Genomic DNA, 15,949 nt, shown 5'->3' with positions numbered 1-15,949 from the left:
AAGAAGATCTTTGAGGGTATAGAAGATAAATCTAGATTAAGAATTGTTCGGATTAGAAGCTGTTAGGTTCTCGTCCGAAGTATGGCACAATTCTAATGCGAAGCCTCATGTAGGGGAAGCTTTTCGGGTTTTTTCGAGTATGCGCTAAGCAGCAAACGAATAGTTACGGATTTTTTATGCTGATTTTATTCGTTTTGCGGGCATAGAATGGTAAAATAATAGATACGTGTCTTTTGTATAGGTCACAATAACAACATTTTAAATGGTTTGCATTGTCGTTCTTGTACGTTAATAGATTAAAGTTAGTAAGTTTGGAGTGCGCCAGTCATGGCCTATTTTTCTACGAATGATTTCAAGTCAGGCCTTAAGGTCATGCTTGATGGTAACCCATGTTCAATCATGGAAAACGAATACGTTAAACCAGGTAAGGGCCAAGCCTTCAACCGCGTAAAATTACGTAACCTTAAAACTGGTAAAGTTTTAGAAAAAACATTTAAATCTGGTGAAAGTTTAGAAGCAGCTGACATTGTAGAAGTAGAAATGGAATACTTGTACAACGATGGCGAAATGTGGAACTTCATGGATCCAGTATCATTTGAGCAAATCGCAGCTGACAAAACAGCAATGAGCGATGCTGCTAAATGGTTAAAAGACGATTCTAACGAAAAATGTACAATTATGTTATTCAACGGCGTGCCATTGAACGTAACTGCACCTAACTTCGTTGTACTTCAAATCGTTGAGACTGATCCAGGTGTACGTGGTGATACTTCTGGCGGTGGCGGTAAGCCTGCAAAACTTGAAACAGGTGCAGTAGTACGTGTTCCATTGTTTGTACAACAAGAAGATAAAGTTCGTGTAGACACTCGTACTGGTGACTATTTAGAACGTGCATAATAGCTAATTTTTAGACTATTATCAGAAGGGATGATGAAAAATCATCCCTTTTTTATGGGCGTTTATGCCAAAGTCGTAGAGGAAATCAACAGTCACAGGAGTACAGTTTCACAGGATGAAACAGCAGTACCTCGAACTAGAAAAAATAAGCTGATTTATTTCAACAGAAATGAGGGATTGACATGGAAAATATACAATCGAAGCCAGGCTTGGTTTCGAAAATTGTGTGGCTCTTAGTGGCCATTGTAGGTGCAGTATCTTTTGGGATACTGGCCGTTAGCCGTGGAGAGCATGTAAATGCCGTCTGGCTAATTTTAGCAGCAATCTGTGTTTATAGTATTGCATACCGTTTTTATAGTTTATTTATTGCCAACAAAGTATTTGAACTCAATGAGCGCCGTTTAACACCTGCACATCGCTTAAATGATGGTTTAGACTACGTACCAACTAACAAAGGCGTATTGTTTGGGCATCATTTTGCAGCCATTGCCGGTGCGGGTCCTTTAGTCGGTCCGATCTTAGCAGCACAAATGGGTTATTTACCCGGCACAATTTGGCTTTTGGTTGGTGTGGTCTTGGCGGGTGCAGTTCAAGACTTTTTAGTCTTATTTATATCTACACGTCGCGATGGTCGCTCACTAGGTGAAATGGCCAAACAAGAGCTGGGTTCATTTGCCGGCATCATTGTGATGTTGGGCGCTTTGGGTGTGATGATCATCATTCTTGCCGTCTTGGCATTGGTCGTTGTCAAAGCCCTTACGAATAGCCCGTGGGGTGTGTTTAGTATTGCAGCCACTATTCCAATTGCAATTTTTATGGGCATTTATATGCGCTATATCCGCCCAGGGAAAATTGCAGAAGTGTCGATTATTGGTTTTGTACTGATGATGGCAGGCATTATCTATGGTGGTGATGTTGCACAGCATCCGTATTGGGGGCCATTCTTTACGCTAACAGGTACTGAGTTGACTTGGTGGCTGATTGGCTATGGTTTTGTGGCTTCTGTATTGCCTGTATGGTTGTTATTGGCACCACGTGACTATTTATCTACGTTCTTAAAAATTGGCGTCATTGCTGGTTTGGCCGTGGGGATTATGGTGGCAATGCCAATGCTGAAAATGCCTTCTGTGACGCATTTTGTCGATGGTACAGGGCCAGTATTCGCAGGCTCGATGTTCCCATTCTTATTTATTACCATTGCCTGCGGTGCAATTTCTGGTTTCCATGCTTTAGTTTCTTCGGGCACCACACCAAAATTGGTTAATAATGAAAAAGATATTCGTGTGATCGGCTATGGCGGCATGCTAATGGAGTCTTTTGTTGCGATTATGGCTATGGTCTGCGCAACGATTCTTGAACCTGGCGTGTATTTTGCCATTAACTCACCAGCTGCTGTACTTGGAACAACTGTTGAAAGCGCGGCTGAAGCAGTACGTACACTTGGTTTTGTGGTAACGCCTGAAGCATTGACGCTACTTGCACAAGAAGTGGGTGAAAACTCAATTCTGTCACGTACAGGTGGTGCACCAACCTTTGCGATTGGTATGGCACACATTATTACGGAAATTTTTAATAACCGTTCAATGATGGCATTCTGGTATCACTTTGCAATTCTGTTTGAAGCATTATTCATTTTAACGGCTGTGGATGCGGGTACGCGTGCATGTCGTTTTATGGTGCAAGACACAGTTGGTATTGTGATTCCTGCAGTGAAAAACTCGCACAATTTCTTTGGTAACTTATTAGGCACAGCTGTCGCAGTTGCTGGCTGGGGCTTCTTTGTTTATCAAGGTGTGGTCGATCCGCTCGGGGGCATTAATAGCTTATGGCCACTGTTTGGTATTGGTAACCAAATTTTGGCAGCCATGGCGCTTATTTTGGGTACGGTTATTCTGTTCAAAATGAAAAAAGAAAAATACGTTTGGGTGACAATCATTCCAACAGTATTCTTATTCGTTACCTCAATGACCGCTGGCTGGCAAAAAATCTTCCACGAAAACCCGAAAATTGGTTTCTTGGCGCAGGCTGATCGTTTTAATGCGGCAATAGCAAAAAATGAATTGTTGGCGCCAGCAAAAACTATGGCTGAAATGCATACTGTGGCTTTATCAAATCAAATTAATGCTGCATTGTGCGCATTCTTTATGATTGTGGCGTTCGTGATGTTATTTGCAGCCATTGGTGTGGTACGTCGCGCACTCGCAAATCCACAACCATCTGTGGTTGAGGGGGAAGCTGTGTACCGTGATCCTAAAGACATTGTGGCATCTAATCACCATTAATGAGGAGACAGAGATGAATCTGAAATTTGCAAAAAGTGGCAAAACAGTGATTTATAAAATCATTAAAATGACCATCATGTCGCAAAAGGATTTGATTCTGAATCCAAAAAACTGGTCAAGAATTGCGACTTTGTGGCAACGCTTGCAGCAGAGTTTTCGCTTGATGGTAGGTGTGCCAGATTATCAAAATTATTTGGAACACATGAAGAAGCACCATCCTGATTTGGAAGCCATGGATGCCAAAACTTTTTATCGCTACTGTGTGGATGCACGCTATCCGACAGCAGGTGGAAATATGAAGAAGTGTCCTTGTTAAGACCACGTTAAATGATAAAAAAGCGCCTTTCGAGGCGCTTTTTTTTGTTCTGCTAAAATACTGTTATATGAATAGGAAAAACACAGAGGCTGTATTGGCGCACGTTATTGATGGGTATTTTTTATATATTTGGCATTAGACAGATAGCTATTGATGTCATTAGATATTAGAAAAATCATTGAGTTATAAGTTTTGCATATTGATGAAAACACGGTATGTTAAAGCCATACCGTTTTTTATTGGGGAATGAAGCGTGTTTTGGGGAAAAGAAAAGACTATTACAGTGCCAAATGAAATGCTGGATGAACAGCAACTTGCGCTGTATTACCCGAAAATTGAAGAATTTCTAACCCAAATTAATCAAATTATTTTAGATAAAAACCAACAAACTAAATTGGCATTGTGTAGCTTACTTGCAGGTGGTCATGTCTTATTTGAAGACTTACCAGGTTTGGGGAAAACCACACTATCAAGCAGTTTGGCGCATTTGGCTGGCTTACAATTTCAGCGCATTCAATTTACCAATGACATGCTCGCGAGTGATGTGATTGGCGTGAATATGTTTAACCAAAAAGAACACCAGTTTGAGTTTAAACAAGGGCCAGTTTTTACCCAAATACTATTGGCGGATGAAATTAACCGTTGTAGTCCAAAAACACAAAGTGCACTTCTTGAAGCGATGGAAGAAGGATTCGTGACAGTCGATGGTGCACGTTATGCTTTGCCTAAGCCATTTTGGGTCATTGCAACACAAAACCCGCTCTTTCAAAGTGGTACTTATGCATTGCCAGAATCACAATTAGACCGTTTTCTCATGCGCTTATCTTTAGGTTATCCATCGCGCCATGCTGAAAAACTACTATTACAACAAAATACGCGCCAACAATTGATTGCAACTTTGGCTCATGTCTTTGAAGAACAGGACATCTTAATGCTTCAGTCCTTAGTCCATCAGATTTATGTGGGCGATCAAGTTTTGGATTATATTTTGGACTTGGCGGAAGAAAGCCGTAAAGGCCGACATGGATTATCAACTCGAGGGGTATTGGCCTTAAAACGTTCGGCTCAATCGTATGCGCTCATTGAAAAACGATCTTTTGTGATTCCAGATGATGTGCAGGCAGTTTTTACAGCGGTTGCATCGCACCGTATCGGGCTAAATCCGCATGAGGCAGAATTGCTGTTGCAACGTGTGAAGTTAATCTAAGGAGGCAATATTTTGGCGTCCTTATGGCAGAAGTGGCTGACGAAACGCTTTGCATATACAGGTGAGAAAACTCTGACCCAAAAAGATGTCTTGGTGTTTATGTATCAGCAGGGTTATTTATTTTTAGTCCTCATTTTGATTACTTTTGTAGCTGGGGTGAACTATGCCAACAATCTAATTTTAGGCTTTTGCTTTTTAATTAGCGCTGTGCTGTGCATGAGTTTTTATCTCACTTTTAAGCAATTACATGGCATGCGTTTGGAAATCAATGTCGCGGAATTGGGCCAAGTTGGGCAAGTTCTTCATTTAGATGTATACATACGCCAAAACCAAGTACTCACGCGCTATCTGTGGATTCGTTGCGAAGATCAACTGTATAAACTGTGTGTAACGGAGCAGAAGCAACAGTTACGCATACCATTGCATGCACCGCAAAGAGGACAATTTCATTATCCGAATATACAGATTTATTCGATTTATCCCTTCGGTTTAGTGCGTGCATGGACCTATTTATATTTAAATAAATCCAGCTGGATTGCACCACAGGCGCTGCCTCCTGAGTTGGAAAATAAACACCATCCACAGCAGTTTGATAAAGAAATGGATGAGTTTCGTGAACTACGGGCATTTCGGGAAGGAGATTCCTTACAGGCCGTATCGTGGAAGCAAGTTGCACGTGGGCAGGGGCTATATATCAAAGTGTTTGAGCAGTATTCGGATCAGCATCGTATTGATATTGACTACAATCACATGCCAAGTGCCTCACATGAAGAGAAGCTGAGCATGATGATGGGGTTGGTGGAACAGTGTGAGCAACAGCAATTGAATTATGCCATGTATTTGCCCCATGCTGAATTAAGCAACGGTTTGGGGCATGCACAGTTGTACCAAGCTCAACTTTTATTGGCACAGGCTTAAATTATGGTTGCGTATTCTGTTCGTGTTTCAATGCTCTTGAGTTTGGTTCTGCTACTCATTGCTCAGGCTATGTTTTTACCTGTTGCATTGAGTATTAGCTTTTTTGTGATGTGGCTGTGCTTATTTTTACGACGACATCATGTAGATGGTTCTTTAAAAAGGCATTGGACTTTTTTACTCACTTTTATTGCTTTATTGAGTATCTATTTTAGTTATCGAAGCTTTATTGGGGTAGAAGCAGGCGTTGCAGTGCTGAGTACATTTTTATTTGCCAAAGCTTTGGAAAGTAAAAATAAGCGCGATCTGATCATTTTATTTAATTTTGCCTTATTTGTATCTGCAAGTTCATTTCTGTTCAGTCAATCCTTTGCGATGGCTATGATCGTCATTTTAAGTTTGCTGAGCTGTTTTACGGGCTTGTACCGTATACAAACCAGTGAATTTGAGCATCAAAAAACTATAGCTTTAAAACAAGACTTGGCGCATGTGGCTAAGTTTTTATTGTATGCGGTGCCATTTTTTGTGTTGCTCTTTTTGTTTTTCCCACGCTTGCCACCGCTATGGCATATACCCATTCCCGATGATTCTAGCGTGACGGGTATTAGCGATAGCATGTCGCCGGGAGATATTGCCAAACTATCGCAGTCTAGTGAGTTGGCCTTTCGGGTTATTGGCGATATGAGTCAGCTACCGGCACGTCATGAATTATATTGGCGGGCAATGGTACTGGATCTCTATGATGGACAGCGATGGACCAGTAGCCATTTTAACCAACGTGAAGTTGTACCTAGCCGTTTGCAGGAACTGAATACAGATGTGCGCTGGCAATATCAATATTTAGCGGCAGATCCACGGGTGCAGTGGATTACGGGCTTAGAGCAGTCGATTCCCAATACGACATCCTATGTATTGGCCATTGATGGACGGATTACGCCACGCCGTATGCTGTTAAAGCCTGAGCCTATATCGCTGAGTTTAATTCAGACTCAAGAGTTAATGCCAATTAGACAAGATGAAGCATTTACTTTATACCAGCATTTTACGGCAACACAAAAATCAAAAGATCCTAAAGCACAGCAATTGGCACAGAAAATTTATAGTCAGAGTCATCAACAGCCTGCTGTGTATATTCAACATGTATTGCAATGGTATAAACAACAAGGCTTTGCTTACACACTATCACCTGGTGTGCTAGGACAAGATCGTGTAGATGACTTTTTATTTAAGAGCAAACAAGGCTTTTGTGAGCATTATGCTTCGAGCTTTGTGATGCTCATGCGTTATGTAGGTATTCCTGCACGCGTAGTTGTCGGGTATCAGGGTGGGCAGGCTGCACCAGATGGCAAAAGCTGGGAGGTGCGCCAGCTCGACGCACATGCATGGACCGAAGTTTGGTTAAATGGAAAATGGCATCGGTATGACCCAACCGCAATGATTGTACCACAGCGAATAGACAATGGAATGCAAAATTATATGGGTTCCGATACGCGTGTATTGGGAGATTCTAGTTCTGCTTTAAGTCAACGAAGTTTCGCTATGCTGACGCAATTAAGGATTTGGAGTGATTATGCAAGTTACCAATGGCAAAGTAAGGTCGTTGGTTATAATGCTGAAACCCAAAAAAACTGGTTTGGTCGTATAGGTTTAAGTTCAAGTTATGCAGGCGCTATTGCACTAATCATTGGACTACTCGTAATAGCTGGCGTGTATTTTATATGGATTTATTGGCGAGCACGTCAACAAGTCAATGCTTGGCAACGTGTAATTTTTAAGTTTAATGCGGATGTTGCACCGCGTTTTAAGAGGCTTCCTGCAGAAACCTTTAGTGCGTGGATGTTACGGTTACAAAATCATGTAGATAAAGCCAAGCAAGATGACTTTAAGGCATTGGCTGACTTATATATTCAGCAGATGTATGCACCCAATGATTTAGAGAAACAAGATGCGCTCGAACAGTTTAAATGCTTGCTTAAAAGATGTTCAAGCATGCTTAAAAAGTTATGAAAAAACTTGTCTAGCCAAATAAAAATGAATATGATGCTTGGACTTCAGGTGTATAGCTCAGTTGGTTAGAGCGCTACGTTGACATCGTAGAGGTCTCCAGTTCGAGTCTGGATATACCTACCAAGATATTAAATTTATATGTCTGTGTATCACGATATACAAGTAAAAAAGCCCTGAATTATAAAGATTTAGGGCTTTTTTATTGCTTTATATAACTTTTTATAAAATTGCTTATTGCTCTTAAATCTGTACACAATCATGTACACTAGGTTGAAAATCTAACTCGTGTGTACAAGCAATGAAAAGAAGCGAAATAAAAAAACGCCCTTTATCTCCAGCCGTATTGGATGGTTTAGAACCTGAATTAAAAGAATATCGAGAGCTAGACAGCGAAGGTTTATATTTCCGTGTCCAGCCAAGTGGGAAAAAGTCTTGGTTATTTCGCTATAAAAAAGAAAATGGCAAGTGGTCATGGTTGAATGTTGGCTCATATCCAGCGACTAAAGCAGTGACAGCAAGAAAGAAAGCAGCAGAGTTTTTAGAAAATATTTATTCTGGTGTGCAACTTGAGACCAAGCAAAAAACGAAACAGAAAAAAATAGAGCTGGGAAATTTACTATTCAGTGTTTTGATGGATGACTGGCTAGCAACGAAAAAAGGAAATTGGGATGATGTGACTTATGACAAGGCTGTCAAGTCGATCCATAGGCATATCATCCCAGCATTTGGTCATAGAAGCTATTTGGAAATTGCACCACATGAATGGCTGGAGTTCTTTAGACACTTACAAGAAGATTTAGGAATTTATACACAGGTTGAAAAACTACGGTCTTATTGTCGGAGTGCTTACAATCTTGCAAAGTTTAAAAATAAGGTAGAAGCAAACCCACTTGAGGGCATGACTGAGTTTTTAAATAAAACTGAAAAAGGGAATATGAAATATGTTGAGCTGGATCAGCTAGGGGAATTAATCAAAGCCATTAGACAGCACCCGACAAGGCCAGTTGCAATAGGTTTAGAGTTGTTGGCGTTATTATTCCCTAGACCCTCAGAACTTCGGGAAGCCGTTTGGGATGATTTTAATTTAGATCAAGCCGAGTGGATTAAACCAGCAGAGAAAACAAAAACAGGAATTATTCATGCAGTTCCTTTGCCTAAACAGGCGGTTATATTGCTGAGAGAATTGCACGAATACAAAACAGAGTCAGAATATTTATTCCCAAGCCGAGATAGTTACGAGAGACCTATTAGTAATATGACTTTTAATGTTGCTTTGAATCGGCTGGGATATAAGGGCAAACAAAACCCACATGGTTTTAGGCATATTGCCAGCACAGCCTTAAATAATAAATATAGTGATAGGGCGCAAGTTGTAGAAGCCTGTTTAGGGCATATCAAAAAAGGTGTAAAGGGAAAATATGATAAAGCACAGCACTTTGAAGAAAGAATTACCATGATGCAATGGTGGGCTGATGAATTGGATCGGATGGTGGATAAATATCATGTCTAAAAACTGGATGTTTGAGGGGTTTTATTGTAATGAGAATACAGAGGATGACTATATTCGAATTTCAAAAAATCAAGGGGAGGCAATGCTAATTGTTGCAGATAGAATTAGAAAAAACTTACCGTTGAATGAGCATGAAATAGATTTAGCTTGCTTAGTGTTAGAAGCAAGAGCAAAAGATCAAATTAATAATGCAAGGAAATATATACCTAAAAATGATAATGGTACGCCAGCAGACCCAAGAAGATATGAAATTGTTTTAGCGTATTATAGCCAACTAAGAGTTCTAAAAGTCCCCAAGAGGGCTAGGGATTTGGTTTGTTATGAATATGATTTATCTGATGATAATTTAAAAAAATGGATCAAGCAGGAAAAAGATGCGGGAAGTCCAATAAAAAGGCAATCTGAACAACACACAATTAGAAATCCTGAAACAATATTAGAAAATTATGAAAAAATAAAAAGGAAAAAGTAAAAAAAGTTTTTCCCTATTTTTCATTAACTCTATGTGAATAATAGATAAGTACCACGTTATATGCAGGTACTTAGAAATGCTTAAAAAGTTTAATGAAATTTGCGAATACTTCAGCGTTACCCGTGATGGGCTTCGTAAAATCCAATTGAAAAATCCAGACTTTCCAAAACCAATCAAATTGGGAGACACCAAACAAGCCCCAGTCTATTTTGACATGAAAGAAATTGAAGCATGGATTGAATCTAAAAAAGCTGCACGTGACGAGGTGACAGCATGAAAAAAATTAGTTATAGTTCTCTTGCTTTGAGCAAAATCTCAAAGTTAGCTTTGGTCGGCTATTACTATGAAGGCGCATACAGTCCGCTTCGGGCTTTTTTTATGCGTTATATCTCTATGCGTTCGCATGTTATGGCGGAGCTGGAGGGGGACACTTTCGAGTGTGCTGGGTTCCTTTGTAGCCAGTCGACCAACCCCTTTCAGCTTTGCCACCCTCACTTGGTCGTGAATGGCAAGGCTCCAATTTACAAAGGAGCGCATTCTCATGCCTAATCAAATCAATTCTACAAATACACCTAAAAAATACGATGCTGGCGACATGCACGACTTAGCTTCATTATCCGAATCAGATATGAACTGGATGTGTACAGCAATCAGTCATATTAGAAAAGAAGTAATGAAGTTAAACAAGCTGGCAGAGAGTGGAAAAGAAGTCAGCCAGTATCATTTTTCTGAATTAGTCACTCATTTAGATATGTATGAATATTTAGCAGATGACCGCCACCGCAACCATGCTAAAGGGGCAGAAGCATACAAGACTGAATGGGAGAAAATGAAAGGGGGTGCAGAATGAATACAAAAGCATCCTGGGATACTACAGGCGATCTATTGGAATCCATTGACCCAAAGCCACAAAATGCAATTTTTTCCCATACTCATAACTACACTAAAAATGTAGTAGAAAGTTATTCACTGCATGATTTTGATTTAAATGTGTTGGTGCAAAATGAGGAAAAAGGAAATATCAGAACCGTGGCGGATGAAACGATCTATAAAGGTCGTGACATTTCTGGGTATAAAGCTATCCCTTTATATGATTTTGAAAGCTGGCAATTAACAGGCTATCAATTATTAGATATCAAAAAGAAATCCCAGTCGATTAAAGTCGGTGCTGGGATTCCAGTATCCAATATTAGCAATTCAAATCCATCAAATTTTATTGCTACCGATAATTTAAATCTATTTTTTCGGTTATCGCAACTTAATTATGTTTCTGTCTTTCATAGAGAGATTCGCACGGCTTTTGAATTGGTCAATAATTATTTTGATGAATGTAAGCCGAGGGTTATTGCTACTGATAAAAAGTTAGAATTTGATGCTGATTTAAAGATTCATTTTGATGCAGATGTATCCAGATTAACAAATCAGGAAATTAAAATAGCCTTACAAAGCAAAACTGATGAAATTAAACCAACAAGCCCTATTTCATCGCTCCAAATTGTAAATATGGCAAACATACAGGCTCAAGCTATTAATTGGCTTTGGGCTGGATGGCTACCACTTGGGAAACTCACTATTCTGGCTGGTGCTGGAGGATGTGGAAAAACAAACTTGCTTTTAGCTTTGATTGCCACTATCACAACAAATGGTATTTTTCCTGATGGCTCAAAATGCACAGACACAGGTAGAGTTTTAATCTACTCCACAGAGGATGACCCTAACGATACTTTGCTACCGAGATTAATTGCGAATGGTGCAGACCTAAGCAAAATCGACTTTATTGCAGGGCGCATCAATGACAAAGGGGAGCGAGAACCATTTGATCCAACCAAAGACCTACCGCTATTGAATGCTTATGCAAAACAAAACCCAGATATAAAGCTACTGATGATTGACCCTATTATTTCAGCCGTTGGTGGTGATTCTAACAAGGCTACAGATGTTCGCAGGTCGTTGCAGGTGGTGGTGGATTTTGCCCAAGAGTTTAATTGCGCCGTTGTAGGAATTACTCATTTTGCTAAAGGCACTTCGGGAAGCAGCCCAGCAGATCGAATTATAGGTTCGCAAGCGTTCACAGCTTTAGCACGCATGGTATGGAGTGCTGCAAAGCGTGAAGATGAAAATGATTGCATTTTAGTACGTGCAAAAAGCAATATTTCAACTTTAGATGGTGGTATTAGATACCAGATCGAATCTGAAACTGTTTTAGAGAATATTGAAACTACAAAAACAGCTTGGCTTGGTACAATCGAAGGTACTGCAAAAGAATTATTGAACGAAGCAGAATCGACAGAGGGCAGCGGTTCGACAGTAGATTTAGCCAAAGAGTTTTTGATTGATCTTTTAAGCCCAGTCGAAAAAATGCCAGCTTCGGAGGTGCAAGAAGAAGCTAAAAATGCTGGTTATAGTGTGGCATCTATCAGACGAGCAAAAGACAATTTAAATATAAAACCATTCAAAGAGGGTTCGGCTTGGTACTGGAAATTGCCATCAATTTTTAAAGACGTTCCAGAAGTATTGCCTGAACATAAACAACGCTACTAACCTATGAGCATCTTGAACACCTTGAGCATCTTGAAGATAACTTATTGAATTATATCAATAATGAAGATGCTCAAAGGGTAAATGCTTGAGCATCTTAATGAGCACCTTCATTTCTAATGAAAATCATGTACTTACATGGAAGATGCTCAACATGCTCAACATGCTCAAGATGTTCAATGTATATAGACAATAAATTAGAGGAAATTGTAATGACAAAAAAAGTAATTGAATTATCGACTGATGAACTAAAAAATCTCGATTTCATTTTAGAAAATTATGCCAGCCAACAAAGACAGCAAAGGGAAAAATTTGGCGAATGTGATGAGGATAAATCAGACGATCAGTATTTTTTTGAATTAAGGAAAAAAGTGAAAGTTGCATTAAGAACTGACGACCCAGAATATAATGTATTTTTTGTATAAACACTTTAAGCCCACTTAATTGAGTGGGTTTTTTATATGTATCTATAAGAATTTAAGACTATGATTTTTATATCTATATTGTGATATTTAGACTGTATCTTGATCAGGATATAGAGAAATGAACTTAACTGAATTACTTGAAAAACGATCTAGCACAGTTAGCCAGATGAAAGCCCTAGCAGATGCAGCAGCTAAAGCAAACCGTGATTTAACAGACGAAGAAAATACACAGTTTGAAAAATTAAAAACAGAAGAACGAAGCATCCAAGCCCAAATTGACCGTGTGGAATACCTGCGAAGCCTGGAGCGTTCGGCTCCTGCGGATCATGTAGGCGATAGCCACAATAAAGACTTTGAAAAATTAAAACGCTCAGTGTCAGTTCAGAACATTATCCAAGCACAGATTACAGGCCGTAGCCTTTCAGGTGCAGAACTTGAGTACAACAAAGAAGCGGAAAAGCGATCAGGTAAGAAAGCACAAGGCGCATTCATTCCATTCGATGCACTGGAAACACGTGCAACAAACAACACAACTACAGCAGCCGAACTCGTAGCAGCGAACCACCGCCCACAGGACTATATCGGGGCCTTACGTTCTTCAAACATTGTTCGCCAGATGGGTGTACGAACATTAACTGGATTGTCTGGTGATGTAGTCATTCCAAAATTCGGCACAGGTTTATCACTTGGCTGGGTCGGTGAAGAAGAAGCAGTACCAGAATCAAATATGTCATTCGATGCAATCACATTGACACCGAAGCACACAGGCGGAAAAACTGAAATGTCGCGTCAGTTGATCCAGCAGTCCAGCCCAGACATTGAAAGTCTTATCCGTGAAGATTTGTCATTCTTAGTGGCAAAAAACATTGATGAAGCAATTTTGGCAGGCACAGGCGTTAAAGACCCTTTAGGCATCCTAAATACTATTGGGGTGCTAACTGGCACCACACCAGCAACATGGGCCGAAGTGCTGCAACTAATCCAGCAAATTGAAGATGAAAACATCACTAACCTGCAATGGTTGGCGACAAGTGCATTAAAAACAACTCTGGCAGGAATTGAGAAATCCACAGGCACAGGGCAGTACCTATATCAGAACGGCCAAGTTGGTGAACTACCTTTCAAAGTGTCAGCGAACATGCCAGCGAAAACCGCCATCTTAGGTGACTTTAGCCAGGTGCTTTTAGGTGTATGGTCAGAAATCGACATTCTAGTGAACCCATACGCAGAACCAGCTTACAGTCGTGGCGGTGTGCAAGTTCGAGCAATGGCGACTTGTGATGTAGCAGTTCGACACCCTAAAGCCTTTCTTGTGTTGACCGATGCGGTTACAGGTGGCTGATATGGAAAAAAGAGCCTTTAGCGTAGAAAGCAAAGGGCGCACCTTGTCAGGGTATGCGGCTGTTTTCGACAGCCCGACCATGATAGGGACATTCCAAGAAGTCATCAAAAAGGGAGCGTTCACACGTTCCCTTGCTTCTTTGGATGCGTCAAAAATCAAAGCAATTTATGAACATGACACCAGCCAACTTTTAGGGCGTATTGGTTCAAATACACTCCGACTTGCAGAAGATGAAAAAGGTTTAAAGTTCGAACTTGATCTACCTAACACCACACTGGGGAATGATGTAGCCGAGTTGGTGAAGCGTGGCGACCTTGCAGGATGTTCATTCGGTTTTATTGTCCGATCCGAGAATTGGACAGATACAGCCAGAGAGATTTTAGACGTTGATTTGTTTGAAATCACTTTAACCAGTGACCCAGCCTATGAAGCGACCAGCGTAGATTTACGATCAAGTCGTAAAACCACAAAACTAAGCCATGCTAAAAAATATCTGGAGTGCTTTAAATGAGCCGTAGAAATCAAAGACGACATGAAAAAAGAAATAACACTCCAGCGTATGACACCTATTTCGCCAATGTGCTGAACACTCCAGTAGTAAACGCCAAAACAGCAGAATCTATTTCCACTGTTTACGCTTGCATTTCTGCAATCAGTGAAACTATTGCGAGCCTACCATTTGAAGTGTTTAAGCGAACAGCGACAGGTCGGGAAAAAGCAAAGGCGCATCCGTTATATAAATTGATCCACGACAAGCCGAACCACTGGCAAACAGCACTTGAATTTCGAGAAATGCTGCAACGTCATGTTCTCTTGCGTGGTAATGCTTATGCAGAAATTAAGCAGGATCGTAAAGGCATCACAGCCTTAATTCCATTGCACCCCGATAGCGTTACAGTCTTATTAAATCAAAGTGGAAATTTGGTATATGACATTGTTCAGTATGATGGCAGCAGCAAGCGCCTATTATCAGATGAGGTTCTACATTTACGCTACCACCCAAGCGACAGTACGCCGTATCTAGGGCGTTCACCGATCCAAGTAGCACAGGACACAATAGCTCTTTCATTGTCTGAACAGCAGCACGGTACAAATACTTTTAATAATGGCACCTCATTAAATGGTGTGATTGAAACCCTACCGACTACCACTAAAGACCAAGCGAAACAGATCAGTGATAGTTGGAAGGCTAATTATTCAGGTGTAAGGAATGCAGGCACTACCCCAGTGCTACCAAGTGGAGCACAGTTCAAACCAGTATCCATGAGCTTGATAGATAGCCAATGGCTGGAATCCAGACAGTTCAGCGTATTGGAAGTATGTCGTTTATTCAGGATACAGCCGACTATTGTTGGAGTGCTGGACAATGCTAACTATTCAAACAGTGTGGAGCTGGCTAGACAGTTCGTAACACTCACATTAAAGCGTCATTTATTGATGTGGGAACAGGCAATTAATAACACATGCCTAACATCATCATTCTACTGTGAACACAATTTGGATGGATTACTGCGTGGTGATAATGCAAACCGTGCAGCGTTCTACCAGTCGGCACTACAAAACAAGTGGATGACTATTGATGAAGTAAGAGAACTGGAGAATCTACCGATAGGCATCATTCAGCAACAGGATCAGGCAGGACAGACCAACAATGAAGAACCATAGCCTATACAAGCCCAAACAACGTGCTATCCCATTGAATAGCAGACTATGGCAGAAGATCAGACAGGCTGTTATTGCTCGTGATAGTGGACTATGCCAGATATGTGTTAAGCGTGGCCAAACTGTACCAGGTACAGACGTTGACCATATCAACAATGATGGTGATGACAATGACCTGGATAACCTGATGCTGTTATGCCATGAGTGCCACTCACTCAAGACAGCACAAGACATGGGTAAGCAGGTGAATTGGGGGTGTGACTTACAAGGCAGACCACTTGACCCGAACCACCACTGGAATAAGCCAAAAAATCACGAAAAACTTTTTGATGAAGCACCGCCCACCCAGTCACATTTTTATGACCGCAGTTGAGGG

The 15,949-nt window shown here is 40.6% G+C and carries 17 protein-coding genes and 1 tRNA gene; all 18 read left to right on the top strand.

Features of this window, described 5'->3' with window-relative positions; translation table 11 throughout:
* The first annotated feature begins 327 nt into the window (after positions 1-327).
* The 18 genes from efp to C9E88_RS10750 all read left to right on the top strand — a co-directional run bounded on the left by efp (position 328) and on the right by C9E88_RS10750 (position 15,946).
* A complete protein-coding gene (gene efp, locus C9E88_RS10835; RefSeq protein ID WP_106984721.1) occupies positions 328-897 on the top strand; it encodes an elongation factor P in 570 nt (189 codons plus the stop codon).
* Between the two features lie 182 nt (positions 898-1,079).
* On the top strand, positions 1,080-3,179 hold the full coding sequence (locus tag C9E88_RS10830; protein WP_106984722.1) for a carbon starvation CstA family protein: 2,100 nt from the start codon (positions 1,080-1,082) through the stop codon (positions 3,177-3,179).
* Positions 3,180-3,192: 13 nt separating this feature from the next.
* A complete protein-coding gene (locus C9E88_RS10825) occupies positions 3,193-3,495 on the top strand; it encodes a YbdD/YjiX family protein (protein ID WP_106984723.1) in 303 nt (100 codons plus the stop codon).
* Positions 3,496-3,748: 253 nt separating this feature from the next.
* Entirely contained in the window at positions 3,749-4,702 is a 954-nt protein-coding gene (locus C9E88_RS10820; protein WP_410160617.1) for an AAA family ATPase, read from the top strand.
* Positions 4,703-4,714: 12 nt separating this feature from the next.
* Positions 4,715-5,620: a DUF58 domain-containing protein gene (locus C9E88_RS10815; RefSeq protein ID WP_106984724.1), complete on the top strand. Its 906-nt coding sequence runs from the start codon at positions 4,715-4,717 to the stop codon at positions 5,618-5,620.
* Positions 5,621-5,623: 3 nt separating this feature from the next.
* Positions 5,624-7,624, top strand: a complete 2,001-nt coding sequence (locus C9E88_RS10810; protein WP_106984725.1) for a transglutaminase TgpA family protein — start codon at positions 5,624-5,626, stop codon at positions 7,622-7,624.
* Between the two features lie 46 nt (positions 7,625-7,670).
* A tRNA-Val gene (locus tag C9E88_RS10805) sits at positions 7,671-7,747 on the top strand.
* Between the two features lie 175 nt (positions 7,748-7,922).
* A complete protein-coding gene (locus tag C9E88_RS10800; RefSeq protein ID WP_106984726.1) occupies positions 7,923-9,134 on the top strand; it encodes a tyrosine-type recombinase/integrase in 1,212 nt (403 codons plus the stop codon).
* Entirely contained in the window at positions 9,127-9,606 is a 480-nt protein-coding gene (locus C9E88_RS10795) for a hypothetical protein (RefSeq protein WP_106984727.1), read from the top strand. Before C9E88_RS10800 ends, C9E88_RS10795 begins: the two co-directional genes overlap by 8 nt.
* Before the next feature lie 76 nt (positions 9,607-9,682).
* On the top strand, positions 9,683-9,883 hold the full coding sequence (locus C9E88_RS10790) for a helix-turn-helix transcriptional regulator (RefSeq protein ID WP_106984728.1): 201 nt from the start codon (positions 9,683-9,685) through the stop codon (positions 9,881-9,883).
* Complete coding sequence (locus tag C9E88_RS10785) at positions 9,880-10,155, top strand: hypothetical protein (protein ID WP_106984729.1); 276 nt, start codon at positions 9,880-9,882, stop codon at positions 10,153-10,155. The genes C9E88_RS10790 and C9E88_RS10785 overlap by 4 nt, the downstream gene beginning before the upstream one ends.
* Positions 10,148-10,456 carry a hypothetical protein gene (locus C9E88_RS10780; RefSeq protein WP_106984730.1) on the top strand — a complete coding sequence of 103 codons (309 nt, stop codon included), beginning with the start codon at positions 10,148-10,150 and terminating at the stop codon, positions 10,454-10,456. The genes C9E88_RS10785 and C9E88_RS10780 overlap by 8 nt, the downstream gene beginning before the upstream one ends.
* Positions 10,453-12,147, top strand: coding sequence for an AAA family ATPase (locus C9E88_RS10775; protein WP_162368835.1), 1,695 nt, complete (start codon positions 10,453-10,455; stop codon positions 12,145-12,147). The genes C9E88_RS10780 and C9E88_RS10775 overlap by 4 nt, the downstream gene beginning before the upstream one ends.
* A 209-nt stretch (positions 12,148-12,356) precedes the next feature.
* Complete coding sequence (locus tag C9E88_RS10770; RefSeq protein ID WP_106984732.1) at positions 12,357-12,569, top strand: hypothetical protein; 213 nt, start codon at positions 12,357-12,359, stop codon at positions 12,567-12,569.
* Between the two features lie 118 nt (positions 12,570-12,687).
* Entirely contained in the window at positions 12,688-13,911 is a 1,224-nt protein-coding gene (locus C9E88_RS10765; RefSeq protein WP_106984733.1) for a phage major capsid protein, read from the top strand.
* Between the two features lies 1 nt (position 13,912).
* Positions 13,913-14,422, top strand: coding sequence for an HK97 family phage prohead protease (locus C9E88_RS10760; protein ID WP_106984734.1), 510 nt, complete (start codon positions 13,913-13,915; stop codon positions 14,420-14,422).
* A complete protein-coding gene (locus tag C9E88_RS10755; RefSeq protein WP_106984735.1) occupies positions 14,419-15,576 on the top strand; it encodes a phage portal protein in 1,158 nt (385 codons plus the stop codon). Before C9E88_RS10760 ends, C9E88_RS10755 begins: the two co-directional genes overlap by 4 nt.
* Positions 15,563-15,946: an HNH endonuclease gene (locus C9E88_RS10750; protein WP_106984736.1), complete on the top strand. Its 384-nt coding sequence runs from the start codon at positions 15,563-15,565 to the stop codon at positions 15,944-15,946. The genes C9E88_RS10755 and C9E88_RS10750 overlap by 14 nt, the downstream gene beginning before the upstream one ends.
* Positions 15,947-15,949 lie beyond the last annotated feature (3 nt).

It is taken from the genome of Acinetobacter cumulans, from assembly GCF_003024525.3.
GTDB classification, from domain to species: domain Bacteria; phylum Pseudomonadota; class Gammaproteobacteria; order Pseudomonadales; family Moraxellaceae; genus Acinetobacter; species Acinetobacter cumulans.
This window is presented reverse-complemented; position numbering and strand designations above follow the sequence as displayed.